The sequence below is a fragment of the Mammaliicoccus vitulinus genome (genome assembly GCF_029024305.1).
Lineage (GTDB): Bacteria > Bacillota > Bacilli > Staphylococcales > Staphylococcaceae > Mammaliicoccus > Mammaliicoccus vitulinus.
Genome location: NZ_CP118974.1, coordinates 2,245,992 through 2,270,474, shown reverse-complemented (window position 1 = coordinate 2,270,474; position 24,483 = coordinate 2,245,992). Strand labels below are relative to the sequence as shown.

At 32.9% G+C, this 24,483-nt stretch carries 24 protein-coding genes; 16 read left to right on the top strand and 8 right to left on the bottom strand.

Features of this window, described 5'->3' with window-relative positions:
- Nucleotides 1–15: 15 nt before the first annotated feature.
- Both PYW35_RS11360 and PYW35_RS11355 read right to left on the bottom strand, forming a co-directional pair.
- Nucleotides 16–1,158, bottom strand: a complete 1,143-nt coding sequence (locus tag PYW35_RS11360; protein WP_103322504.1) for an aminotransferase class I/II-fold pyridoxal phosphate-dependent enzyme — start codon at nucleotides 1,156–1,158, stop codon at nucleotides 16–18.
- Entirely contained in the window at nucleotides 1,151–2,056 is a 906-nt protein-coding gene (locus tag PYW35_RS11355) for a PLP-dependent cysteine synthase family protein (RefSeq protein ID WP_103322503.1), read from the bottom strand. Before PYW35_RS11355 ends, PYW35_RS11360 begins: the two co-directional genes overlap by 8 nt.
- A gap of 218 nt (nucleotides 2,057–2,274) precedes the next feature.
- Here PYW35_RS11355 and PYW35_RS11350 point away from each other — a divergent pair, with 218 nt between their 5' ends.
- From PYW35_RS11350 to mhqD, 4 genes are all read left to right on the top strand, one after another.
- Nucleotides 2,275–2,706 (top strand): MarR family winged helix-turn-helix transcriptional regulator, encoded by a 432-nt coding sequence (locus tag PYW35_RS11350; RefSeq protein ID WP_016913053.1) that lies wholly within the window; start codon nucleotides 2,275–2,277, stop codon nucleotides 2,704–2,706.
- A 74-nt stretch (nucleotides 2,707–2,780) separates the two neighbouring features.
- The gene (gene mhqE, locus PYW35_RS11345) at nucleotides 2,781–3,746 is read left to right on the top strand and encodes a ring-cleaving dioxygenase MhqE (RefSeq protein ID WP_016913054.1); all 966 of its coding nucleotides are present in this window, start codon (nucleotides 2,781–2,783) and stop codon (nucleotides 3,744–3,746) included.
- Nucleotides 3,747–3,770: 24 nt separating this feature from the next.
- On the top strand, nucleotides 3,771–4,379 hold the full coding sequence (locus PYW35_RS11340) for a flavin reductase family protein (RefSeq protein ID WP_103322502.1): 609 nt from the start codon (nucleotides 3,771–3,773) through the stop codon (nucleotides 4,377–4,379).
- 18 nt (nucleotides 4,380–4,397) lie between these two features.
- Nucleotides 4,398–4,988 (top strand): methylhydroquinone degradation carboxylesterase MhqD, encoded by a 591-nt coding sequence (gene mhqD / locus PYW35_RS11335; protein ID WP_103322501.1) that lies wholly within the window; start codon nucleotides 4,398–4,400, stop codon nucleotides 4,986–4,988.
- 87 nt (nucleotides 4,989–5,075) lie between these two features.
- On the opposite strand, the gene PYW35_RS11330 is transcribed toward mhqD, so the two are convergent.
- Nucleotides 5,076–6,371 (bottom strand): YhgE/Pip domain-containing protein, encoded by a 1,296-nt coding sequence (locus PYW35_RS11330; protein ID WP_103322500.1) that lies wholly within the window; start codon nucleotides 6,369–6,371, stop codon nucleotides 5,076–5,078.
- A gap of 156 nt (nucleotides 6,372–6,527) precedes the next feature.
- Here PYW35_RS11330 and PYW35_RS11325 point away from each other — a divergent pair, with 156 nt between their 5' ends.
- Complete coding sequence (locus PYW35_RS11325) at nucleotides 6,528–7,142, top strand: TetR/AcrR family transcriptional regulator (RefSeq protein ID WP_103322499.1); 615 nt, start codon at nucleotides 6,528–6,530, stop codon at nucleotides 7,140–7,142.
- Between the two features lie 182 nt (nucleotides 7,143–7,324).
- Here PYW35_RS11325 and merA read toward each other — a convergent pair whose 3' ends face one another.
- Nucleotides 7,325–8,647 carry a hypothiocyanous acid reductase MerA gene (gene merA, locus PYW35_RS11320; protein ID WP_103322498.1) on the bottom strand — a complete coding sequence of 441 codons (1,323 nt, stop codon included), beginning with the start codon at nucleotides 8,645–8,647 and terminating at the stop codon, nucleotides 7,325–7,327.
- A 189-nt stretch (nucleotides 8,648–8,836) separates the two neighbouring features.
- Here merA and PYW35_RS11315 point away from each other — a divergent pair, with 189 nt between their 5' ends.
- The 7 genes from PYW35_RS11315 (at nucleotide 8,837) to PYW35_RS11285 (ending at nucleotide 15,617) form a co-directional block, all read left to right on the top strand.
- The gene (locus tag PYW35_RS11315) at nucleotides 8,837–9,634 is read left to right on the top strand and encodes an SDR family oxidoreductase (RefSeq protein WP_103322497.1); all 798 of its coding nucleotides are present in this window, start codon (nucleotides 8,837–8,839) and stop codon (nucleotides 9,632–9,634) included.
- A 28-nt stretch (nucleotides 9,635–9,662) separates the two neighbouring features.
- Nucleotides 9,663–11,546 carry a BglG family transcription antiterminator gene (locus PYW35_RS11310; RefSeq protein WP_103322496.1) on the top strand — a complete coding sequence of 628 codons (1,884 nt, stop codon included), beginning with the start codon at nucleotides 9,663–9,665 and terminating at the stop codon, nucleotides 11,544–11,546.
- A 2-nt stretch (nucleotides 11,547–11,548) separates the two neighbouring features.
- Nucleotides 11,549–12,019 carry a transcriptional regulator GutM gene (locus PYW35_RS11305; protein WP_016912683.1) on the top strand — a complete coding sequence of 157 codons (471 nt, stop codon included), beginning with the start codon at nucleotides 11,549–11,551 and terminating at the stop codon, nucleotides 12,017–12,019.
- The gene (gene srlA, locus PYW35_RS11300) at nucleotides 12,007–12,558 is read left to right on the top strand and encodes a PTS glucitol/sorbitol transporter subunit IIC (protein ID WP_016912684.1); all 552 of its coding nucleotides are present in this window, start codon (nucleotides 12,007–12,009) and stop codon (nucleotides 12,556–12,558) included. Before PYW35_RS11305 ends, srlA begins: the two co-directional genes overlap by 13 nt.
- A gap of 10 nt (nucleotides 12,559–12,568) precedes the next feature.
- Nucleotides 12,569–13,579, top strand: coding sequence for a PTS glucitol/sorbitol transporter subunit IIB (gene srlE, locus PYW35_RS11295; RefSeq protein WP_103322495.1), 1,011 nt, complete (start codon nucleotides 12,569–12,571; stop codon nucleotides 13,577–13,579).
- Between the two features lie 20 nt (nucleotides 13,580–13,599).
- Nucleotides 13,600–13,950: a PTS glucitol/sorbitol transporter subunit IIA gene (locus tag PYW35_RS11290; RefSeq protein WP_016912686.1), complete on the top strand. Its 351-nt coding sequence runs from the start codon at nucleotides 13,600–13,602 to the stop codon at nucleotides 13,948–13,950.
- 248 nt (nucleotides 13,951–14,198) lie between these two features.
- Nucleotides 14,199–15,617: an MFS transporter gene (locus PYW35_RS11285; RefSeq protein ID WP_016912687.1), complete on the top strand. Its 1,419-nt coding sequence runs from the start codon at nucleotides 14,199–14,201 to the stop codon at nucleotides 15,615–15,617.
- Between the two features lie 883 nt (nucleotides 15,618–16,500).
- On the opposite strand, the gene PYW35_RS11280 is transcribed toward PYW35_RS11285, so the two are convergent.
- The 3 genes from PYW35_RS11280 to PYW35_RS11270 all read right to left on the bottom strand — a co-directional run bounded on the left by PYW35_RS11280 (nucleotide 16,501) and on the right by PYW35_RS11270 (nucleotide 19,355).
- The gene (locus PYW35_RS11280; RefSeq protein WP_103322183.1) at nucleotides 16,501–17,913 is read right to left on the bottom strand and encodes a DHA2 family efflux MFS transporter permease subunit; all 1,413 of its coding nucleotides are present in this window, start codon (nucleotides 17,911–17,913) and stop codon (nucleotides 16,501–16,503) included.
- Nucleotides 17,914–18,110: 197 nt separating this feature from the next.
- A complete protein-coding gene (locus PYW35_RS11275; RefSeq protein ID WP_103322182.1) occupies nucleotides 18,111–18,554 on the bottom strand; it encodes a helix-turn-helix domain-containing protein in 444 nt (147 codons plus the stop codon).
- A 9-nt stretch (nucleotides 18,555–18,563) separates the two neighbouring features.
- Complete coding sequence (locus PYW35_RS11270; RefSeq protein ID WP_239102439.1) at nucleotides 18,564–19,355, bottom strand: arylamine N-acetyltransferase family protein; 792 nt, start codon at nucleotides 19,353–19,355, stop codon at nucleotides 18,564–18,566.
- Between the two features lie 105 nt (nucleotides 19,356–19,460).
- Here PYW35_RS11270 and PYW35_RS11265 point away from each other — a divergent pair, with 105 nt between their 5' ends.
- The 4 genes from PYW35_RS11265 to PYW35_RS11250 all read left to right on the top strand — a co-directional run bounded on the left by PYW35_RS11265 (nucleotide 19,461) and on the right by PYW35_RS11250 (nucleotide 23,381).
- Nucleotides 19,461–20,276, top strand: a complete 816-nt coding sequence (locus tag PYW35_RS11265; protein WP_103322185.1) for a metallophosphoesterase — start codon at nucleotides 19,461–19,463, stop codon at nucleotides 20,274–20,276.
- 44 nt (nucleotides 20,277–20,320) lie between these two features.
- Complete coding sequence (locus PYW35_RS11260; RefSeq protein WP_103322180.1) at nucleotides 20,321–20,764, top strand: DUF3995 domain-containing protein; 444 nt, start codon at nucleotides 20,321–20,323, stop codon at nucleotides 20,762–20,764.
- Nucleotides 20,765–21,656: 892 nt separating this feature from the next.
- Nucleotides 21,657–22,706 carry an ABC transporter permease gene (locus tag PYW35_RS11255; RefSeq protein ID WP_103322179.1) on the top strand — a complete coding sequence of 350 codons (1,050 nt, stop codon included), beginning with the start codon at nucleotides 21,657–21,659 and terminating at the stop codon, nucleotides 22,704–22,706.
- Nucleotides 22,707–22,718: 12 nt separating this feature from the next.
- Nucleotides 22,719–23,381, top strand: a complete 663-nt coding sequence (locus PYW35_RS11250) for an ABC transporter ATP-binding protein (RefSeq protein WP_103322178.1) — start codon at nucleotides 22,719–22,721, stop codon at nucleotides 23,379–23,381.
- A 72-nt stretch (nucleotides 23,382–23,453) separates the two neighbouring features.
- Here PYW35_RS11250 and PYW35_RS11245 read toward each other — a convergent pair whose 3' ends face one another.
- Nucleotides 23,454–24,395, bottom strand: coding sequence for a nucleoside hydrolase (locus PYW35_RS11245; RefSeq protein WP_103322177.1), 942 nt, complete (start codon nucleotides 24,393–24,395; stop codon nucleotides 23,454–23,456).
- Nucleotides 24,396–24,483: the final 88 nt, after the last annotated feature.

Genomic DNA, 24,483 nt, shown 5'->3' with positions numbered 1-24,483 from the left:
TTTAAGCATAGATTATTATATTTGATTTAATGCATGTTTTAAGTCTGCTACTAAATCTTCTGTATCTTCTATTCCGATTGATAATCTGATCAATCCGTCTGCGATACCTTCTTTATGTCTAATTTCTGTTGGGATAGATGCATGTGTCATTAAACTTGGTACGGATATCAAGCTTTCTACTGCACCTAAACTTTCTGCTAAAGTGAACAATTGAGTATGTCTAATCACTTCTTTTGCTTTTTCTACGTCTGCTACTTCAAAAGATATAATACCTGGATATCCTGATGCTTGAGTAAAATGAACATCACGGTTAACATGGTCTTCATTCAATGGGTGGATCGTTTTAACTACATTGTCGTGTTGTTTCAATAAATCAACGACTTCTTTAACATTTCTGTTGATTTGTTCTAGTCTTAATCCTAAAGTTTTGATACCACGTGTTAATAAATAGCTATCTTGCGGTCCTAATATACCACCAGTAGAATTTTGGATGAATGCAATGCGCTCACCAAGTGCTTCATTAGCAGTTACAACTAATCCTGAAACGACATCGCTATGGCCACCTAAATATTTTGTAGCAGAATGAAGTACAATGTCTGCGCCTAAATCTAAAGGATTTTGGTAATAAGGTGTCATAAATGTATTATCTACAACTGTTAAAATATCATGTTTTTTAGCAATTTCACTTGCTGCTTTAATATCTGTAATTTGTAGTAATGGATTTGATGGTGTTTCAATGAATAACATTTTAGTTTCTTCTTTAATAGAAGATTCTATATTTTCAATGTTAGTCGTGTTAATAAAATCAAAAGTTATACCAAATCGTGTGAATACTTTTGTTAATGCACGGTAAGTACCACCGTATACATCAGAGTTAATTAAAATATGGTCGCCTTTATCTAATAACATAATAACTGCAGATATCGCTGCCATTCCTGAACCGAAAGCATAACCATTTGTACCATGTTCTAAATCAGCGATTAAAGTTTCTAAAGCTGTACGAGTAGGGTTAGCCGTTCTAGAATATTCGTATCCTTGTCTTAGTTCTCCAATACCATCTTGTTCGTATGTGCTTGTTTGATAGATAGGTGTTGTAACAGCACCTGTATATGCGTCAGTTGTTTTTCCACCGTGTATAAGTAGCGTTTTTTTATTCATTATGATTTCCTCCGTAATTAAATATATTTTTAGACATGTATCGATCACTACCATCAGGGAAGACGACAACGATATGGCCTTGTTCTATTTGATTTGCAACATCAATGGCTGCTTGTAATGCTGCACCTGACGAGCTGCCGGCCAGAATACCTTCATTTAATGCAAGTCCAGATACATTTTGAAATGCATCTTCGTCACTGATGACCTTAATGTCGTCTACTAATGCGCGATCTAAAAATGTCGGCCACTTTTCAACGCCAATGCCTTCTGTATCGTGTGAATGTTCTTTTCCTCCAGCAAGAATACTGCCTTCAGGTTCTACAATGATGTTACGAACATCGTATGATTTCATAACTGAAGCGGTCCCAGCAAAAGTGCCTCCAGATCCAGCGCCAGCAATAAAGTAATTGATGTTTGGACATTGTTCGAGTATTTCTGTCGCTAATGTATTGACATAAGCTTGTGGATTTTCTTTATTTCCAAATTGATTAATGTAGTAAGCGCCGTGATCTTCTGCATATTTTCTCGCATGTTGTTGGGCGCCAATCATACCTTCAGAGCGTGGCGTTCTTCTTACTTCTGCTCCTAAAGCTTTCATAATAGTCATTTTTTCTTCAGAAAATCCTTCAGGTGCATAGATGACACAATTAATATGGTAATGATTGGCTACGATAGCGAGTCCAATACCCGTATTACCAGCAGTAGCTTCTACTATCGTATCTCCTGATGTAAGTTCACCTTGATTGATAGCTTGTTCAATTAAATGCTTTGCCAATCTATCTTTGATGCTTCCCCCGATGTTGTAACTTTCTAATTTTGCATAAATCTTCACACTGTCTGTGCTGTAATGTTCTAGTAAAACGAGTGGTGTATTCCCAATTAAATCAAAAGCTTTCATCCCATTACTCCAATATTTGTTATTATAAACCTTAGTTTTTCAATAAGAATTATATGTTATTAAATTTTAAAAAGCAAATAAAGTAAATTTGTTAGAAAATTGGAAAAACAACAAATAAATTAAATAGGTATATTTTTTATACTCAAATCTGTTGACTTTCAATTTTAGTCGCGTTACAATTATCTCGAAATCGAAATAATATTTGAATAGGTGATGACATGGATAGAACAGAAGAATCTTTAAAAGCTTTAGTAGGTATAAAACGTACGAACGATACGTTAGACCGTATTGTTAAACAAGATATGAAGAATTACGGTTTAAATATTACTGAATTTGCTGTTATGGAACTTTTATATCATAAAGGTGATCAGCCTATTCAAAAGGTTAAACAACGCATTCTCATAGCAAGTAGTAGTACAACTTATGTTATTGACCAACTCGTTAAGAAAGCTTATGTAGCCCGTCGTCAAGATACAGAAGATAAACGTATTACGTATGCCGTATTAACAGAGAAAGGGCATGTATTAATGGATAAAATTTTTCCACAACATGCCGAAACAATAGAAAAAGCATTTTCTATTTTAGATGACGAAGAACTTGCTATATTTCGAAGAGCACTCAAAAAAATAAGCGCGTTTTCTACTGAGTAGATTGAAGCGCAAATTTTTTTAAATTATATTATTTCGAATTCGAAATAAAAACAAAAAGAGAGAAGGAAACTATAATGAGTAATAATAATGAACTTATCGGTATCCATCACGTAACTGCCATGACAAATGATGCAGTTAGAAACTATGAATTTTTCACGCAAGTACTAGGTATGCGTTTAGTTAAAAAAACAGTAAACCAAGATGATATATATACGTACCATACATTTTTCGCAGATGATCAAGGATCACCTGGAACAGACATGACATTTTTTGATTTTCCAAACAATCCTAAAGGCAGTAGAGGTACAAACTCAATTAGCCGTGCAGCATTTAGAGTACCTAATGACGCAGCACTTGAATATTATTTAAATCGTTTTGAAGAATTTGGCGTGAAACATGACGGCATTCAAGAATTGTTCGGCAAAAAAGTATTACCTTTTGAAGAAGAAGACGGACAAAGATATCAATTAATTTCTGATGAGTTGAATAAAGGAGTTAAACCCGGTATACCTTGGAAAAATGGCCCGGTACCTGAAGATAAAGCCATTTATGGATTAGGTCCAATCGAAATAACAGTCAGCTATTATGAAGACTTTAAATCAGTATTGAAACAAGTATTCGGTATGAAACCGATTATCGAAGAAGATGATGTAACAATATTAGAAGTAGGAGAAGGCGGTAATGGCGCTCAAGTAATATTGAGAAAAGACGACCAAAATCCTGAAGCAAGACAAGGTTATGGGGAAGTTCACCACGTATCATTTAGATTGAAAGACCATGAAGCAATTAAAGCATGGGAAGATAAATATAATGAATTACGCATTGGAAACTCAGGTAATGTCGATCGTTTCTATTTTGAAGCGTTGTATGCCAGAATTGGACATATACTCATAGAAGTTTCTACAGATGGACCAGGATTTATGGGAGATGAGCCTTATGAAACTTTAGGTGAAAGTCTGGCGTTGCCACCATTCTTAGAAGCAAAACGTGACTATATTGAATCTGAAATTAAAGCATTCGATACAAGTACAAAACATTAATTCAACAAAGAAGGAGCGTCTATTATGAAGAAGATACGACCTGAAGCATTATCACAAAAAGAAAATTATAAATTGTTAATTGGATCGATTATCCCTAGACCTATCGCACTTGTGACAACACAATCAGACAGTGGGTTATTGAATATTGCACCATTTAGCTTTTTCAACGTTGTATCTTCAGACCCTCCAATATTGTCTATAGCCGTACAGCGTGTAAACGGTGAACCGAAAGATACGGCGAGAAACATTTTGCAGAACAACGAAGCGGTTGTGCATATCGTTGATACTGATAATGTCAAAGATGCCAATCAAACTGCCGCATTATTAAGTCCAGATGAAAGTGAAATTGAGCGTACTGAGTTTGAACAGGTGGATTCTGTTGAAGTTTCCGTACCAGGTTTGAAACAAAGTAAAGTACGGTTCGAAACAGTATTAAAAGAAGATATCGTCATTAAAAAAGACGGTGAACCTGTTTCAGATTTACTACTATTGGAAGTGAAGTATTATCATTTCGATGAAGCCATTTATGACAATGGCTATATTAATAAAGATGAATTAAGCGCAGTAAGCAGACTTGCAGGTAATGACTATGCTGAAATCGGTAAAACATTTACCATCGAAAGACCACAATAAGAATGGAGATGTCAAAGAATGAATCATATATTTAAACAAGGTGACCAAGGTAAGCCAATATTCTTGTTATTGCACGGTACAGGCGGTAACGAAAGAGATTTATTACCATTAGCAGAAATGCTAAATCCAACTTATAGTGTATTAAGCGTTAAAGGCGATGTGTCAGAAAATGGCATGGCAAGATATTTCAAAAGATTAGCTGAAGGCGAATATGACCTAGAAGATCTAGAGTATAGAGGACAACAGTTATATCAATTTATAAAAGAATCCGCTAAAGAATATGAATTTAAACTAGAAGATGTGATACCAGTAGGCTTTTCAAACGGATCCAATATGGCGATTAATCTAATATTAAGAGAAGAAACACCATTCCAAAAAGCATTGTTATTCGCGCCACTCTATCCAGTAGATTTACAAAACAATCATAAAGACTTATCAGCATTTAAAGTCTTCTTATCAATGGGCGAACAAGATCCAATTGTGACAAAAGCACAAAGCGAACACGTTATAGAAATATTTAAAGAACGTAACGCAACCGTAAGTGAAACATGGGTGAACAGCCACGAAATCACACAAGAAGCTGTACTTGCAGCGAGAGAAATATTATAGAAAATAACAACTCATTTCTACCTGAATAAATCAGTGGAATGAGGTGTTATTTATTTTGAGTTGGGATTTATGTCCCAGTCTTTTCGATTAAGATGGTACTTCAGTTCTTGTTGGATTATGCTTTCTTATGATAGCTGCTGATAAAGTAGATATACCACCGAATATAATAAATGCTATAAACATCCATATTGTGCTATTAAGTTCTAAACTATGATTTAAGAATATGAGTTCTCTTAAAGTCTCTGCATAATGTCTAAACGGATTCCAGCTTATCATATAATCTTGATAAAACTGTGGTAACATTTGTTTCGGTAACATGATGAGCTGTAAACTAAAGAATAATAATATCATAAATATTGGAATAGCTTTTATACCTAACCAAGTCATAAATCCTAGTATTAAACTGATGAACGCTAATATAGCAATTGAGATATATAATGCGACTCTATTTGGATGATCGATTGTGACATCTAATACACCAGTTAAAAAGTAAATGTATCCAAAGCCACCTATGAACGCTGTAACGAATGCTGCTCCAAATTGTCCAATTGATGCAATGATACGACTTTTTACGGTAATGTTATGACTTGTTCTAAATGAAAAGAACAGAATAACGGATCCAACTAATGATGCTAGCCATATTGGTGTAAACATAAGAAGTGGCAAGTTACCGTTTGCTTGATGTGATTTTACTGAGTTTATGTTATTTTTATCGATTTTCACAGGATTTGTAAGTCCTTGAATATCAGAAGGTGATATAGCGATGTTCATTTTTTCTAACGTTTGTATGCCTTGTTTTGAAATTTGCGTATTCAGTTGATCACCGATAGTTGTAAGTAATGTGTTAGCTAATTGTGCACCTTGCATGCTTGAACCTTCATTCACAATAATTTTAACATTTCCTTGTTTTACTTCTACTGGCTCAACTTTGTTTTGACTTTGCATTTTTTGAACTTGCTCTGGTTGTATTTCTCCATTTTTGATTTTTTCTGTCATTGCTGTTTGTATTTCTTTCATTTTTCCATCTTGCGCAACTTTTTGTACTTTACTCATTGAATGTTTTGAAAGGTTTTTATCTAAAATTAATGCGCCGTAATATTCTTTGTCTTTAAAACCTTGTTCTAAAGCCTTCTTATTATCTACTTCTATCCATTCAACTTTTTCTGAAAGTTCTTTATTGTCTTTAATGTTTTTTGTAAAAGATTCTCCGATATTCACATCTTTATCTTGAATGGATGTGCCGTTGTCTTGGTTTACGATAGCAAGGGGTATTGATTTTGGTTCGGGATTATATGCTGGTATAAATGCTATAGCTAAAATTAAAAGAATGACGACTACGAGAATGGGTGTCATCCAATATAGTTTCTTTTTAAAAATATTCATATTATGCCTCCTATTTAATGAACAATGTGTTGATTATTAATAACAATGTTTATTATAATAGAATCTAGCACATATACAATCGCCAATTGTTTACGATACGTTTATTAATCAACAAATGAATAAAAAGTGTTCATTAAATAAGGAGTTATGATAATAATGGCTGAAGATCGTCGAGTTAGAAAAAGTAAAACTGCGATAAAAAATGCATTTATACAGCTTTTAAAAGAGAAAAATATTGAACGAATTACAATACAAGAAATTTCGGATTTAGCAGATGTAAATCGAGGAACTTTTTATTTAAATTATGTAGATAAATATGCTTTGTTAGAAGAAATGGAAAATGAGCAAATTGCCGAAATAAAAAGTTTTGTAGATATAAGAAATATAAATTTAAGCAATAGAACAGGTGAAGCGTTTATTGAAGAATTTTCAAATAATGTGATCAAAAAAGTCATCACGCATATCAGTAATAATCTGGAATTTTATCAAGTTATATTGAATTTAGAAAGAAAAAGTCAAATAGAAGAACAAATAGCAGATATTGTAAGAAGTAATTTAACCTATTTAATAGAAGATAAGGACGATGTTTTCGGTATACCTATAAATTATTATTTAAGTTATGTAACAGGCTCGATGATATCGATGATTAAATATTGGGTATCAGATGATCAACGTGTGTCGATTGATGAATTTGTACAGTATATCGCAACAATTGCTTCGAACGGGCCATTATCTATAATGAGAAGAATGGTAGATCAGAAAAATAAATAAACAAAAACCTGATTAGTTAGCTGCTAATCAGGTTTTGTTATGAATTTATAAAGTCAGGCTCCACATGATAAATAGAGCCATTGAATTTATCAAGTGAAGGTCCACATGATAAATAGCACCCACATATTTCAAAAATAACCCCAGACAACAGTATTGTTGTCTGGGATCATCATTAAAACTTCCTATATATTAAATAAATCGTTGAATGATTCTACCATTGTAGGGTGTGTGTATATATTATCTCTTAATGTTGTATATGGAATGTCTTGATCCATTGCAAGTTTGATAAAGTTAATAATTTCTTCTGATTCTTTGCCAAATAAACTAGCACCCAATATCAAATCACTATCCGCGTCTACTACGACTTTAAATAATCCTCTATCATCGTGATTAACTTTATGACGTGGGATATTTTTAACTTCAATTTTTCCTTCTTTAATATGGTGACCTTCTTTTTTAGCTTTGCTAGCTGTGAATCCTATACGAGCAAGAGGTGGGTCTAGGAACACGGTATACGGGACATGACCTCTATTTTTAGTTGAACGTTGTTGGCTGCCAGTTAAGTGATCTTTAACAATTCTATAATCGTCTAAAGAGATGTAGGTAAATTGCGCGCCACCTTTAACATCACCGACTGCATAAATATGGTCTACCGTTGTTTGTAAAAATTCATTTACTTTAATTTCACCTTTATCTCCAAGTTGAATATCGGTATTTTCTAAAGCTAAATCTGTATTAGGAACGCGTCCTGTAGCGAGTAATACGGCGTCACCTATAATGTCACCTTGAGTCGTGTGCACTTTCGGGCGATTACCCTCTGTTGAAAATGCGGTTACTTCAGCGTCGTCTATAAATTCTATGCCACGATTTAAAAATTCTTCATATATACTAGATGCTACGTCTCTATCTTCAGTTATTAAAACATGCTTCTGACTGTTAACTATTTTCACTTTACTACCTAAATTAGAAAATATAGTCGCGAATTCTAATGCGATATAGCCGGCGCCAATGATAACGAGTTGCTCTGGCAAGTTATCCAGCTCCATAATACCTTTAGAATCATAAATATTTTCAGTAGATTTAATACCTTCAATATCTGGTATGTTTGAGCGATTGCCAGTATTAATGACAATATTTTTCGCTTGTAATGTCTCCACAGTTTCGTTTGATTCATCTAATAAAATGACTGTTTCATTATCTTTAAACTGAGCTTTATACGTATATACATCAATGTTGTCATCTGAATCGAGATTATTAAAATTCTTCTTATTTAAAGCAGCAACAACATCTTTTTTACGAGTCATTGTTTCAGAAAATGAATTTTGTTCAGTACTTTCGTGTAATAAAGTTTTACTAGGAATACATCCGACATTGATACAAGTACCACCGTACATATTTGAATCTTGTTCAACAACCGCTATTTGTTGGCCTTGTGCAGCAAAGTCTTTAGCAAGCGTCTTTCCAGCTTTACCAAAACCGATGATCAATGTATCGTACTGTTTCATGAATAAAACCTCCATTAATGTGTCTTTATACACATTATAATCCTTTTAAAAATATATATCTGACTTCGGGCATTGGGAGCGATTCATGTATTATTTTATTGATTTCAAATTTATGCACAAAATTTGAAATTAATTATGAAAGCGTTTCAGACTATAATGAATTTACAACTTAACATAGGAGGAAATGAAATGACTCATAATTGGTTAGAGATAGAACATAAAGTGATTATCGTAACAGGCGGAACATCTGGAATAGGTAGACAAATTGTAAATTCACTATTAGAAAATGGTGCAATTGTTTATAATGTAGACTTAAAGGATGATCCAATTAATAATGAAAATTATTCCTTCATACAAACTGATGTAACAAATGAAGAAGCAGTTCAAAGTACAGTTCATAGGATTATAGAAGAACAGTCTCAAATAGATGTATTAATTAATAATGCTGGTATTAATTTACCTAGATTACTGGTAGATGTTAAAGGTGAAAAGCCAGAATACGAAATTAATATGAAGGATTTAGATTTAATGTTTGGTGTGAATTTAAAAGGTCCTATATTATTTAGCCAAGAAGTAAGTAGACAATTTGTTAAACAAAATAAAGGTGTAATTGTTAATATTTCTAGTGAAGCTGGACAAGAAGGTTCAGAAGGACAAAGTATATATTCCGCTACCAAAGCTGCATTAATTGGATTTACAAGAAGTTGGGCTAAAGAATTAGGTAAATATAATATTAAAGTTGTTGCAATTGCTCCAGGTATACTCGAAGAAACTGGATTGCGTACTAAACAATATGAAGAAGCATTAGCATATAGCAGAAATACAACAGTAGATAAATTAAATGGTGATTATTCAAAATCTATACCATTATCTAGAGTTGGTGGATTATCAGAAGTTGCTGATTTGGTTTGTTATTTAAGTTCTGATAGATCTAGTTATATTACTGGCACTACCATTAATATTTCAGGTGGAAAATCACGAGGATAAGACTAAGAGAAAGAAAGGGGGGAAAGTTATGTTATTAAATAAAAAACATTTATCTATAATAGGAATATTGCAAAAAGAAAATATTTCTATTGAAAAACTTTCCCACAAACTTTCTATTTCTCAAAGGACTTTATCAAATTATATTAATCAATTACAAATGCAATTTGAAGGATCAATCAGTATTATAAAGCAACATCATGAGTTTTCTATGATTGTTTTAGATGAAACGGTGTTCTTTAATATTTTAAAAAAACTTAAATTAAGTATAAGTGAAAGCCTAAATGAAATAGAAGAAAGAGAAGAAAGAGTCTTTTGTTATTTGTTAAATAATGGTGTTTGTACGATAGATGACATTGCAGATGAACTTTATATAAGCAAAAGTGTTGTTCATAATACGTTGAATGAAATTAAAAATATAATTAAAAACTATAAAGTGGAAATAAAAGGTACACAAAATGTCGGCCTAAGAATAGAAGGTAATGAAATAGAGATTAGAAAAGTCTTAATTGAATGTTTTTCTAATCCATACCAAAATATGGAATTACCAAAACAAATTATTCATGTGCTGAAAGATATTGAAAAAGACTTTAATTTGGATAGTGCAACTTCTGAAAGAATCAAACTTTCAACTAAAGTTATACTTTCTAGATTAAAAGAAGGCTATAATATTCAACAAAATGTGCAGATTGACGAAAGAGTATTTGAATCTGAAGATTTTATGGCGGTTAGTAATATAAAAGAATATATTTTGAATCATTATGAAGTACAATTTCCAAATCTTGAAATACTATTAATTGTATTTCAAATTATTGGTAGAAGAGCTTCAATAATTGATGAAATTATTAATGAACGAGATCAATCAACTTTAAACAATATTGTTAAAAATACGATAGATGATATTAATTTTTACTACACAATAAAGATTGACGAGCAGCTTTTTAGTAATGACATTCAATTGCACATTAAGTATTTAATAAACAGACTCATTTTCGACATTAATATCCAAAATAATTTAATTGATGAAGTTAAAACGAGATATCCATTCGCATATGAGCTATCGAAAGTGTTAGCCGAAAACATAGAAAAAGAACTAAAAATTAAAGTTCCATTGAATGAATTAGGCTTTCTATCAATATATTTCAGTGTTTATTTACAGCAGTTAGAACAAAAATTCAAAGAAATTAAGACAATTGCATTCATAACAAATCAAGGTTTGAGTAGTTCTAAGTTAGTGACAGTTCAATTAAAAAAAATATTTGGACAACAAATTGAAGTGAAGGTAATGAATGAAAATGAAATGCAATTGAGTGATTTAGATAAATTTGATTTAACGGTTTCTACTATAAAAAATAATAGATTGTTCAACAAAATTATTTATATAGACAATATACTCGATGAACAAGCGTTGAAACTGAAGATAGAGCAATTTCTAATTTATAAAGATGTTAATAATCGTAATCTATTTAATCAAAGTATTATCGTTGATTTCATAAAAGAATCAGACGTATATCATATTAATGAAAGTATGAATTATGAAGATGTGATTCAGTATATGGCTCAAGAAATGATTGAAGAAGGTAAAGTTGATGATAATTTTTCTCAAAGAATTTTAGAACGAGAAAAAAGTAAGTCTACTATAACGGGATTATTAGGGTTTCCACATACAAGCCATTATATGGATAATATTTGGGTTAAATTTGTCATTCTAGATCAACCCTTACTAGATTATGAAACGGTGAAAGTCATTGTACTTGTGGCAACACCAGAGAATGAAGTGAACGAAGCGGTACTAATTCGACTATATGAAGAAATCTTAGCTATCACAGCTAACAGTTATATTATTAAAAAAATAAATAGTGATACGGATTATATAGCACTAGCACATATATTAAATAAAGAAATGGGGAGTTAGCTATGTTTTTCATTATATTGATTATAATGTTAGCTGTTGGCTTTGTTATCCAGTATTTACTGGGATTAGTTCAAATTAAAAACTTTACGAGACACTATACGCTCATGAGAGAAAAAGGACGTGTTGCAATTGGAAGACGTCCAGCAATATTTAAAGCTGGAACGCTGGTGCTTTTGCAAATTAATAACCGTAATGAAATTGAAGAAGCAAGGTATATGCAAGGCGTGACAGTGTTCTCTAAATTTAAAAAATTAAAGGGATTAGAAGGTTATAAAATTAATAAGTTAAGAGATACTGATTTGCAAAATTACAATAAATTATTAATTAAAGCAATTTTAGATGCACAGCACACATTTAAAGTTATTCAATCGGGTGGAGAAATTGAGAAGATTCCTTCACCGATGATGAAAGCAGTTAAAAAAATAAATAACATGTTTAAAAAAGAAGGGAGTAAATCATCATGGACATCATAGTAAAGTTAGCGGAAGGCTTTATTAAATTATTTCAAACTGGCGCAGATACGTTTATAGATTGGATGACGACGATTGTACCACTTGTATTAATGCTGTTGATTGCAATGAATACATTAATTCAATTAATAGGTGAGAATCGTATTAATATTATTGCTCAAAAATCTTCAAAAAACCCATTATTAAGATATTTAGTATTACCATTTTTAGGTTCATTCATGTTAGCGAATCCCATGGTACATTCACTTGGTCGATTCATGCCAGAAAAATATAAACCAAGTTATTTTGCATCGGCAGCGCAATTTGCTCATACGAGTAACGGTATTTTTCCACACATAAACCCAGCAGAATTATTTATTTTTATGGGTATTGCAAATGGTATTCAACAATTAGGTTTACCAATGACAGACTTAGCAGTTAGATATTTACTTGTAGGTTTACTCATGAACTTTATCGGAGGATGGGTTACAGACTTTACAACAAGTTATGTAGAGAAACAACAAAAAGTTAAATTAAGTACAGAAGTTAAATTAGAGGGATGAGGTGAATAAAATGAGTCAAAAGGCTAAAATAGTAAAAGGTTCAGGTGGTTTCGGTGGACCACTGGAAATTGGTGTAGAAGGTAAAAAAGACAAAGTTATGTATGTAACAGGTGGTCACAAACCAGATATTGTTGATAAAATTTGTGAAATCACTGGGGGATCTCCAGTAAATGGTTTTGAAACTTCTGTACCAGAAAACGAAATTATGGTAGCAGTAATTGACTGTGGTGGTACATTAAGATGTGGGATTTATCCCCAAAAAGGAATACCAACTGTAAACATTATGGCAACAGGTAAGAGTGGGCCATTAAGACAATATATAACTGAAGATATTTATGTTTCAAATGTAGATGTTGATCAAGTATCAGTAGTTGGAGATGATGTTTCAAATAATAAAGGGACATCCGTCAGTACGACAGAACAACCAGTTGAAGAAAACACAGCATATTCTAAAGATAAAAAAATCATGGAAACAAGAGCAGAACAAGAAAATAAATCAATTTTAACAAAAATCGGTCTTGGTGCTGGTAAAGTAATTAATACTTTCTACCAAGCAGCACGTGATGCAGTCGAAACAATGCTTCATACAATCATACCTTTCATGGGATTTGTAGCTTTATTAATTGGTATTATTCAAGGTTCAGGAATAGGAGATTTATTCGCAAAATTTATGTCGCCATTAGCAGGTAATATATGGGGATTATTGGTAATAGGCTTTATTTGTTCACTTCCATTCTTAAGTCCATTACTAGGACCTGGCGGTGTAATAGGACAAGTATTAGGTACTTTAATTGGTGTTGAAATTGGAAAAGGAAATATACCTCCAAACTTAGCACTTCCAGCATTATTTGCTATCAATACACAGAATGCGGCTGACTTTATACCAGTGGGATTAGGATTAGCAGAAGCAGAAACTAAAACAATAGAAGTTGGCGTACCATCTGTACTATATTCACGGTTCTTAAATGGTGTTCCTAGGGTATTTGTCGCATGGTTAGCAAGCTTTGGACTATATAAATAATATTAAGGAGTGCTCATGTCATGTATCAAACAGAGATAAAAAGGATTGGAAAAGATGCGAAAGCATTTGAGGCAGAAAAGATGATTATATTATTTGGAGATAACGCTCCAAATGAATTAGTAGACTTTTGTTATATAATTGATATTAAACAAGTAGAAAATGAAATAACAGAATCTAATAAATTAAGTATAGATGGTATAGAATATCAAATTACTAAAGTTGGTTCAGCTGTGAAGAAAAATTTAAATGACTTAGGACATATCACTTTAAAATTTGATGGAAGTACAGTTGCAGAACAATCAGGATCATTATACTTGGAAAACAAACCATTAGTTAATATTGAAGTAGGAACAAAAATAGAAATTAAATAAAAAATAAAGACAGGGAAAAAGCTTTTGAATGAGCTTTTTCTCTGTCTTTATTATTTTTATCCACAAAAAAAAACAAGAAAAAAGAGAAATTTTACATAATTGGTCGACCACTCATGAAGCTTTTAACGTTATACGTTTGTGGTGTTTTTCACAAGATAGCCACCGGTATAAAAGGGTAATTTTACAGTTGTATTAATTTTTCAATCTGTTATTATACATAACTATATTGAAAGGGTGTTTACGAAAACATGAAATTCAACAAAAACAAAATTAATGTTGTAGATATGAAAAAAACTAAGAAAAGTGTATATGCAACAGGTATAGGTAATGCTATGGAATGGTTTGACTTTGGTCTTTATTCTTATTTAGCAATTATCATCAGTAAAAATTTCTTCACATCAGTAGAAAATGATGAATTGAAATTAGTATTTACTTTCGCTACATTTGCGATTGCATTTTTAATGCGACCAATTGGTGGTATTATATTCGGGAGAATCGGGGATAGACTCGGTAGAAAAACAGTCCTCACAACGACGATTGTCTTAATGGCAGCTTCTACTTTAATAATTGGTTTATTACCAACTTATGATCAAATAGGTATTTGGGCGCCAATACTATTACTAATCGCTAGAATTATTCAAGGTTTCTCAACTGGTGGGGAATATGCAGGTGCAATGGTCTACATTGCTGAATCTTCTCCAGATAATAGAAGAAGTGTTCTTGGTAGTGGTTTAGAAATAGGTACGTTAGCAGGTTATATACTTGCATCATTATTAGCAAGTGGTTTATTTATTGGTTTATCAGATGCACAAATGCAAGCTTGGGGTTGGAGAATTCCATTTATCCTAGGTGCGCCGCTTGGTTTAGTAGGTCTATATTTAAGAAGAAATCTAGACGAATCACCAATTTTTGAAAATGAAATATCTGAAAATGAAGAAAAACCAGAGTCGTTCATATCCATTATCCAAAATCACAAAAAAGATATTATCGTATGCTTTATAGCAGTTGCATTCTTTAATATTACAAACTATATGTTACTTTCATATATGCCATCATATTTAGATGAAGTAATTGGTATTTCTAGTACAGTAAGTACGGTATTAATTACAAGTGTCATGATTGTTATGGTACCATTAGCATTCTTCTTTGGTCGTTTAAGTGACAAAATAGGTAACAAAAAAGTTGTATTAATGGGTACATTTGGTTTAACAGCGACTTCACTGTTAGCATTTCACTTCATGGGACTTAACCAATTAATGTTTGTATCGTTAGGTATATTCATTCTTGGATTCTTCTTATCAACATATGAAGGTGCTATGCCAAGTTTATTACCAAGTATATTCTATACAGACGTTCGTTACCGTACATTAGCCGTAACATTTAACGTGTCTGTATCAATATTTGGTGGTACAACACCGTTAGTTTCAACATGGTTAGTACACGCAACACAAAATCCATTAGCACCAGCTTATTATTTAACAGCTGTAAGTATTATAGGATTTTTAACAATACTTGTACTATTTGAAACAACTTCAGGAAAAGCATTAAAAGGATCATATCCAACCGTATCATCTGAAAAAGATTTCGAACACGCTGTCGAAAATCCAAAAGATTCATTATGGTGGAATGAACAAGAATTACAAGAAAACAAAGTAAAAACAGACTAAGTTATCAACAGTCTCGTTTACAATAGAAAACAGTAGAAATTCATTTTAAAAATTGAATTTCTACTGTTTTTTCTTATATTTTTTCGTTTGTTCTTTTAATTACATGCTCTAAGTTGCGAGACTGACCAAACAAGCAACATAGAACGGCTCTAAGTTGCAAGACTGACGAAACAAGCAACATAGAAGGTCTCTAAGTTGCAAGACTGACGAAACAAGCAACATAGAAGGTCTCTAAGTTGCAAGACTGACCAAACAAGCAACATAGAAGGTCTCTAAGTTGCAAGACTGACGAAACAAGCAACATAGAAGGTCTCTAAGTTGCAAGACTGACGAAACAAGCAACATAGAAGGTCTCTAAGTTGCAAGACTGACCAAACAAGCAACATAGAAGGTCTCTAAGTTGCAAGACTGACGAAACAAGCAACATAGAAGGCCTCTAAGTTGCAAGACTGACGAAACAAGCAACATAGAACGGCTCTAAGTTGCAAGACTGACGAAACAAGCAACATAGAAGGTCTCTAAGTTGCAAGACTGACGAAACAAGCAACATAGAACGGCTCTAAGTTGCAAGACTGACCAAACAAGCAACATAGAAGGTCTCTAAGTTGCAAGACTGACAAAACAAGCAACATAGAACGGCTCTAAGTTGCAAGACTGAGCAAACAAGCAACATAGAAGGTCTCTAAGTTGCAAGACTGATGAAACAAGCAACATAGAAGGCCCGAATGTTGCAAGACTGGCCAAACAAGCAACATTCAGACCTCGCTCCCGCCACAGACCTCAACCTCATCCACTCATAAAAAAAACAACTCATTTCTAACTGAATAAATCAGTGAAATGAGTTGTTATTGATTTTGAGTTGGGATTAATCTCCCAAGCTTTTTTATTTACTTGTTAGTTTTGGTTTTTTAACAAATAGTGATGTAATGAGTCCTAATGCTGCGACAACGCTTATAAAGTAAAAGACAAATTGAATGCCATGCGCGATGATTTCTCTTTCGCCTAAATCACTAGATCCTCCAGTGACTTGTTGTTGTCCGACTGTATAAAGTGTAATCGCTAATGCTGTACCAGCTGATCCTGCTACTTGCATCAATGTGTTCATAGCGGCTGATCCATCGGCATATAAATGCGGTGGAAGCTGATTTAAACCATTTGTTTGTGCTGGCATCATAACCATCGTTACACCTAAGAATAATACGATGAATAAACATATGATCATCCAAACAGGTGTCGTTGCTGAAATTGAAATTGAAAATCCTATAGCAGCTATAAGTATGAATAGGAAACCAGCTATTCCGAAGTATTTTGCACCATATTTATCAAATAATGTTCCGATTACCGGAGATAAGATAAAGTTTGTTGCATTACCTGGTAATAGCACAAGACCTGCTAATGCTGCTGTTAATAGTAAACTGCCTTTTAAATAAATAGGTAATAAAATGGCTGTTGATAAAATAACAAGCATTAATAAGAAAATCATGATAACACCTAATGTGAACATTAGATGTTTAAATACTGTTAAATTCAACATTGGTTCTTTCATTTTCGTTTGTCTAGAACAGAATAGCACTAATGCAATGATACCGATAAGTAGTGGTAACCATACAATTGGAGAACTGATAGATATTTCTGCCATCGTACTCAATGCATAAATTAATCCTGCGAAACCGATTGTTGATAAACAAATCGAAATAAAGTCGATTTTTGGTTTCGTTATTTCTGATACGTTATTTATTTTAACGAATGCAATGATTGCTAAAACAACATAAAATATTGAACTAAACCAAAAAATGAAATGCCAACTTAAAGTTGTAATAATGATACCTGATAATGTTGGCCCAACAGCTGGTGCTAGTGTGATAACTAATCCCATTACGCCCATAACAACGCCTCGTTTGTTAATTGGGAAAATGTTGAGCATCACTGTCATCATAACGGGTAGTATAATTCCAGTTCCTACAGCTTGGATAATACGTCCGATCATTAAAACGGCGAATACTGGTGAAAGTGCTGCAAATAATGTACCAATAAATGAAATAATAAATCCACCTAATACAAGTTGTCTCGTTGTAAACCAACGTGTTAAATAGGCTGAGATTGGTACGAGAATGGCAAGGACTAATAAATATCCTGTTGTTAACCATTGTGCAGTAGGTGCACTTATATCATAGTCTTGCATTACGTTTGTTAAACCCATGTTTAATGCTGTTTCTCCAAATAAACCGATAAATGCACCTAACATTAAAATAAGCGCCATCGTTTTTGGATTTTTTACTTGTACTTCTGCTTTCATAATAAAATCTTAATCTCCTTCTACTAGTGAATACACAATCGGTGTGTATTAATATTTTGCTGAGAGCTTATGCAACTAGCAAAAGCATAGTGTTTATAGTATTGTTATTATTTCTGTTATAGCCGTTCTCAAAAATAGCAACTTACTCACTTTAGCAGAATGATACGTAAATTGTCAACTAGGTTTACAAAAATAAATTATTGATTTTCTATATCCCAATCCATCTTCAAAATTTCTCTCATTTTATCGACATTATCTGATCCGATTGTTTCGATGAGCTGCTGCTCTATCATCTGTTTATGTTTCTTACTTTCTAAAAAGCAAGCCTCACCAAGTTCTGTTAACTGTATTGATTTTTCTTTTTTGTTGCCTTCAACATCTTGAATGTCTACGAGTCCTTTTTTATTTAATTGTTTCACAAATTTGTGTACGGCTTGTCTAGAGATATTCACACTTTTTGTAATGTACGCCATATTACGATTATGCTTAAAAATCTTGGCCATAATATACCATTCAGAACTAGAAATGTATATGTCATGCGTGTTATTCCACATATCTTCTATTTTGGTACGTACGATACCATGTCGTTCACTTAATAAATCGAATAAATCTAAGTCTTGTAATTCACTATTAGATATCAATTTCTGACCTCAACTTTCTAATGCTTTAATTGTTGCATCTATTCCAAAATGTTTTTTTATAAGCTTTTTATAATTATCATGTGTAACTCGTTCTTTTTGTTTATCGTGTCGAGTCGTAACGGTTAAATGTTCGTTAGACATACTTACTCTACCATAATGTTTAGGCATTGTAATAATTAAATTTTGAACAAATATAGAACGAGGGTCATGCTCGTTATAATGTAAATGCTCTATAAAATAAGGCCAATTTCTCGGTGTGAATTGGGTCTTGTAAGAAGTACGCCAATGTTCACGATCTATTTGTTTTTGAAGGTGTATCGTATCATCTTCATCAGTGATAGCGCGGTAATAACCATTCGTATCATGAATAATGTGAACGTCATCTGGACGCGTTATAGGTATAGCTTCAGTAGGTAAATCACCAAAGCCTACATCGGCGATATAATCTTTATCTAAATGAACAATAGTCGACATATGTGAACCATCACGACTCCAACTATCATTTGGCGCATGAACCGTTCCAGATACGCAATCTAGGTGAAAGCCTTTTTCTTTTAAATAATTTTGAAATAAAGTATTCATTTCATAGCAAAAACCACCACGGTGTTGATGTACAATTTTGTTGAATAAATCATCAACATTTACAGAAATAGGTACACCATTCTGTACGTTTATATTTTCAAAAGGCACTGTATACATAAACCTTTTAATGTAATGATTTAAACTATTTAAATCTACTTGGTTAAATGTTTTAGCGTCTATTTTTAAAAAGTGTTCAAATTGTTGAATGTCCAATGTCATTCCTCCGATCAAATTGTCAATTCTATTATAAAGGATATCGAGATAGAATATGTTACTATAAAATTGATGTTACACGGTTATATTATAGAAAGCTAGGTCATGTATATGAGAATTGGAACGATTTCAGATTTGCATATAGATAGAAGCAAAGATTATTATCCACAGGACTTTGAGTTCATTTTAAGTAAAGAAATCGCACGTTTGAAATTAGACGTGCTCTTAATCGCGGGAGATGTTTCTAACCATTATTTACAAACGATTCAATTTGTTCAAAATGTAAAACAACAATCAAATATAGAAGTGTTATTTATTCCGGGTAATCATGATTATTGGAAAAGTGAACAAGAAGAAAAGACGTCTTATGAAATTTTCGAATATTATAAATCACAACCTGAAAGCATTATTGGTAGTCCATATATAATTAATGATGAATGGGCGATAGTAGGGCATAGCGGTTGGTATGATTATAGTTTCGCAGATCATGATAAATTTAGTTTAGAAAGATTAGAGCACAGAAAATATTACGGCTCAACTTGGTTAGACAAAGAACATATCGATTGGGGTAAATCGGATTTAGAAATGTCTAAATTAGCAGCAGCCTCTGTGAAAAATGATTTGGAACAAGTGAAAGATAAAAATATTATATTAATGACGCATATCGTCACACACAAAAAGTTTGCCGTACCAATGCCACATAGAATATTTGATTATTTTAATGCTTTTATAGGAACGTCAGATTTTGATCAATTTTATGAAATATATCCAATTAAGTATAGTATTATGGGACATGTACATTTTCGTAATATAATAGAAGAAAGTGGGATACAGTATATATGTCCTTGTCTAGGATATCAAAGAGAATGGAGAACAAAAAATTTAGAAACTGAAATACAAAACACTATACAAATCATTGAAATATAAAAGGAAACGCAATCAGAAGTTAAATGATTAAAATAGGTGATAAGATGAAAAAGTATATATCATTATTTGTTATAGCAGGTATCGTTCATACACTGTTCTCGTTGTATTGGGGACTAGGCGGGAACGCGGGATTAATAACAGTAGGTTCCTGGGTGTTTACGTTAAGTGCACGGTTTGGCATATGGATGAACATGGCGTTAATCGTCGTCGCACTCATTAAATTCGGCGCGACTGTCATACCATTGACCTTAACAAATCACTTCGATAAAAGAATATATTATATATCGTTAGCCGGTAGTGTTTTTCTCATATTGTATGGCGGGATAAATACAATAGTAGGTTGGTTGAAGCTCTTTAAAATAATAGAAAATCATAATTATTTCTCAACAATTGGCCAAGCATTCGTATGGGATCCATTGTTTTTATTATGGGGTATCGGGTTGTTAGGTTACGTATTGTCGTTGCATAAGTTTATGAGTAAAGCATGATTAAAAAGTTCGTTGGAACATTCCAACGGACTTTTTTCTATTAATTATTACGATTTTGAAAGTGCATGCTTGCCTGGGGGTATGGCTCGAGCCTGTAGTCGCGCGGCATACTATTCCCCCTGGCGTCAGCACTTTACAAAATCGAGGGGAATAATCATTTCTATAATATTTTTTCGTTTGTTCTTTTAAGTACATGCTGAATGTTGCAAGACTGGTCAAACAAGCAACATAGAAGGTCTATATGTTGCAAGACTGACGAAACAAGCAACATAGAAAGCCTGAATGTTGCAAGACTGGCTAAACAAGCAACATAGAAAGCCTGTAAGTTGCAAGACTGACCAAACAAGCAACATAGAAGGCCTGTAAGTTGCAAGACTGATCAAACAAGCAACATTCAGACCCTGATTCAACTCAAAATAAGACGCTTTCGTGCAAAGTCTTGGATTAACTGCGAACTTAACTCACAACATGTGCAATGTCTTGGATTAACTGCGGACTTAACTCACGACTTAGTCAATGTCTTGGATTAACTCAGTACTTAACTCACGACATAGGCAAAGTCTTGGATTAACTTCAGACTTAACTCACGACATGGGCGATGTCTTGGATTAACTTCAGACTAAACTCACAACATGTGCAATGTCTTGGATTAACTTTGTACTTAACTCACGACATAGGCTATGTCTTGGATTAACTTTGTACTTAACTCACGACATAGGCTATGTCTTGGATTAACTTCGGACTAAACTCACGACTTCACCATTTTCCAGATTTAACTCACGTCAATAGGTTTATAGTTAGTATCTTACAATATTGTTAATGTTGTAAAATACTTATTTTATAATGTTATAATTAAATAGATAATAAATGTTTAAAGGAAAGGTTGGGAAATATGTTCTTAGCTTGGAATGAAATGAGAAGAAATAAGACGAAGTTCGGTCTAATCATTGGTGTGCTTGTCATGATTAGTTATCTGCTGTTCTTATTATCTGGTCTTGCAAATGGCTTGATGAATATGAATAGGGAAGCGGTCGATTTATGGAAAGCTGATGCTATTGTATTGAATAAAGATGCCAATCAAACGGTTGCTCAATCTTCTATTAATACTGATGATGTCGATGGGAAATTTGATAAAAGTGAAGGCTTGAAACAAACTGCAGTCATTGCGTCAGATGGAAAATTAAAAGAAAATGCGACTGTATTTGGTATAGATGGTAAAGGATTCTTGATGCCTAAATTAGAAGATGGAAAACTTTTTGAGAAAAGTAACGAAGTTGTGGCAGACCATACTTTGAAAACAAAAGGTTTTAAAATTGGTGATGAATTATCACTTTCTAATAGCGATGAAAAACTTAAAATAGTTGGTTTCTCAGAAAGCTCGAAATTTAATGCATCACCAGTATTGTTTACGAGTAATGAAACGATAGGTAAGTTAAATCCGATGCTTAAAGGAGATAATATTAATGCACTTGTCGTTAAAGATAAAAATTGGAATGATGTTCAATTAAATAAAGACTTGGAAGTAAATGAAATGGAAGATTTCATTACTAACTTACCGGGTTATCAAGCGCAGAATTTAACGTTAACATTTATGATTGTCTTTTTATTTGCGATATCTGCGATGGTTATAGGTATTTTCTTATATATTATCACGCTACAAAAGAGAAACTTATTTGGCGTATTAAAAGCACAAGGATTAACGAATGGCTTTTTAGCAAGATCGGTTATGAGCCAAACGATTATTATCGCTTTAATAGGTACATTGATCGGCTTAGGTTTAACTGTATTAACAGGAGCATTCCTACCAGAAGCGGTACCTATTAAATTTGATTACTTAACAATGTTTATATACGGAATTGCGTTAATATTGGTCGCAATTTTAGGAAGTTTATTCTCCGTATTGAGCATTAGAAAAGTAGAGCCATTGAAAGTTATAAGTTAGGAGGAACTTGTCATGTTAGCATTTGAAAATGTAAGTAAATCATTTAAAGACGGTAATCGAACGATAGAAGCTGTGAAATCTACAAATTTCAATTTGGAAAAAGGTGAGCTCGTCGCTATTATCGGTCCATCAGGTTCCGGGAAAAGTACACTTTTAACGATGGCTGGTGCACTACAATTACCATCAGAAGGTACGGTATCAATAAATGGACAAAAAATTAATCCATTTAATGAAAAGCAGCTTTCTAAATTAAGATTAAAAGAAATTGGATTTATTCTGCAAACGAGTAATCTCATTCCATTTTTAACTGTGAAACAACAATTTGAGTTACTTAAAAAAGTGAAAAAAGGTGTCATGAAAGAAGACGAGCATAAAAGGTTATTAAATCAACTTGGACTTGATAAAATATTAACTCAATTGCCAAGTGAAATATCAGGTGGACAAAAACAAAGAGTAGCAATTGCGAAAGCATTATATACGAACCCGTCTGTGATACTCGCAGATGAACCAACAGCTTCATTAGATACAGAAAATGCTATAGAAGTAATGGAAATATTGAAAAGAGAAACAAAAGAACTCAACAAGTTATGTATTATCGTGACGCACGATGAAAGATTAACAACATATTGTGATAAAGTCTTTAAAATGGTCGATGGAGAATTGAAACAGCAATAATTAAAAAAGCCGCAGAAATTCATTGTAAAAAATGAGTTTCTGCGGCTTTTTCTCATGCCTTAAAAGGTATATTTAGTGATAGCTTCTTAACGATTGTTCCATAATATCCCATGCTAAATCGACATCTACTTCAGTAGCGAAATAGGCATTTGGTTTATGACGATAAGTATTGTTCAAATCGACTGACATTGTACCATACGTTAATGTACTTTGATTTTCGATTTGGATGTATGTGTGTTGTAGCTTAAATATATTTGGATTAAGTAAATATAAAATTGTACAAGCATCATGAATAGGGCCACCATCCATGTCGAATGCTTCTTTATATGTTGATTGGAAGAATTTTAATAATTCTACAACAAAATTTGATACTTTATTCTCAATACGACTAAAACGATTGATGACAGGACCATCTGCTAATAATTGATGTGTCACATCTAATCCGAAGACGACAATGGGAATACCACTTTTAAATACTTTTTGAGCGGCTTCTGCATCTACCCAAATATTAAACTCTGCTGTTGGTGTCCAGTTCCCAAAAGTGCCGCCACCCATCAGGACAATTTCTTGTATATTGCCCGCGATTTTAGGCTGTTGAATAAGCGCCATTGCAACATTCGTTAGTGGACCAGTTGCGACGATCGTTACAGGTACGTCACTGTTCAAAACGTGCTCAACTATAACATTTACACCGTGTTTATTTGTAGCTTTTAAATTTGGCTCTTTAGGCAATTGAGGACCGTCTAAACCACTTTCTCCGTGAATACTTTCAGCAAAAGCCGCTTCTTTAATTAAAGGTCTATCCGCACCTGTAGAAACAGGTATATCTCCACGATTAATAATGTCTAATACATTTAATGCGTTCGTTGTATTCTTATCAACTGATTGATTTCCTGCAACAGTTGTAACGGCGACAATGTCTAACGGACTTGTTTTGGCACCAGCTAATATTAACGCAATGGCGTCGTCATGTCCTGGGTCACAATCCATAATTATTTTTCTGTTTTGTGTCATCCAAACACTTCCTTCTTAATAAATAGTGTCTTCACATCATTATACTAAAGCGATTTCATGTTAACAAAGTATACGAATAAAAGATTAA

Bases quoted from the DNA above. Each gene is read 5' to 3' on its own strand.
- PYW35_RS11285 (WP_016912687.1), top strand. From the start codon at position 14,199: ATGAAATTCAACAAAAACAAAATTAATGTTGTAGATATGAAAAAAACT.
- PYW35_RS11360 (WP_103322504.1), bottom strand. From the start codon at position 1,158: ATGAATAAAAAAACGCTACTTATACACGGTGGAAAAACAACTGACGCA.
- PYW35_RS11350 (WP_016913053.1), top strand. From the start codon at position 2,275: ATGGATAGAACAGAAGAATCTTTAAAAGCTTTAGTAGGTATAAAACGT.
- PYW35_RS11255 (WP_103322179.1), top strand. From the start codon at position 21,657: ATGTTCTTAGCTTGGAATGAAATGAGAAGAAATAAGACGAAGTTCGGT.
- PYW35_RS11315 (WP_103322497.1), top strand. From the start codon at position 8,837: ATGACTCATAATTGGTTAGAGATAGAACATAAAGTGATTATCGTAACA.
- PYW35_RS11245 (WP_103322177.1), bottom strand. From the start codon at position 24,395: ATGACACAAAACAGAAAAATAATTATGGATTGTGACCCAGGACATGAC.
- PYW35_RS11290 (WP_016912686.1), top strand. From the start codon at position 13,600: ATGTATCAAACAGAGATAAAAAGGATTGGAAAAGATGCGAAAGCATTT.
- PYW35_RS11270 (WP_239102439.1), bottom strand. From the start codon at position 19,355: ATGACATTGGACATTCAACAATTTGAACACTTTTTAAAAATAGACGCT.
- PYW35_RS11355 (WP_103322503.1), bottom strand. From the start codon at position 2,056: ATGAAAGCTTTTGATTTAATTGGGAATACACCACTCGTTTTACTAGAA.
- mhqD (WP_103322501.1), top strand. From the start codon at position 4,398: ATGAATCATATATTTAAACAAGGTGACCAAGGTAAGCCAATATTCTTG.
- PYW35_RS11340 (WP_103322502.1), top strand. From the start codon at position 3,771: ATGAAGAAGATACGACCTGAAGCATTATCACAAAAAGAAAATTATAAA.
- PYW35_RS11265 (WP_103322185.1), top strand. From the start codon at position 19,461: ATGAGAATTGGAACGATTTCAGATTTGCATATAGATAGAAGCAAAGAT.
- mhqE (WP_016913054.1), top strand. From the start codon at position 2,781: ATGAGTAATAATAATGAACTTATCGGTATCCATCACGTAACTGCCATG.
- merA (WP_103322498.1), bottom strand. From the start codon at position 8,647: ATGAAACAGTACGATACATTGATCATCGGTTTTGGTAAAGCTGGAAAG.
- PYW35_RS11280 (WP_103322183.1), bottom strand. From the start codon at position 17,913: ATGAAAGCAGAAGTACAAGTAAAAAATCCAAAAACGATGGCGCTTATT.
- PYW35_RS11330 (WP_103322500.1), bottom strand. From the start codon at position 6,371: ATGAATATTTTTAAAAAGAAACTATATTGGATGACACCCATTCTCGTA.
- srlA (WP_016912684.1), top strand. From the start codon at position 12,007: ATGGACATCATAGTAAAGTTAGCGGAAGGCTTTATTAAATTATTTCAA.
- PYW35_RS11310 (WP_103322496.1), top strand. From the start codon at position 9,663: ATGTTATTAAATAAAAAACATTTATCTATAATAGGAATATTGCAAAAA.
- srlE (WP_103322495.1), top strand. From the start codon at position 12,569: ATGAGTCAAAAGGCTAAAATAGTAAAAGGTTCAGGTGGTTTCGGTGGA.
- PYW35_RS11260 (WP_103322180.1), top strand. From the start codon at position 20,321: ATGAAAAAGTATATATCATTATTTGTTATAGCAGGTATCGTTCATACA.
- PYW35_RS11250 (WP_103322178.1), top strand. From the start codon at position 22,719: ATGTTAGCATTTGAAAATGTAAGTAAATCATTTAAAGACGGTAATCGA.
- PYW35_RS11325 (WP_103322499.1), top strand. From the start codon at position 6,528: ATGGCTGAAGATCGTCGAGTTAGAAAAAGTAAAACTGCGATAAAAAAT.
- PYW35_RS11305 (WP_016912683.1), top strand. From the start codon at position 11,549: ATGTTTTTCATTATATTGATTATAATGTTAGCTGTTGGCTTTGTTATC.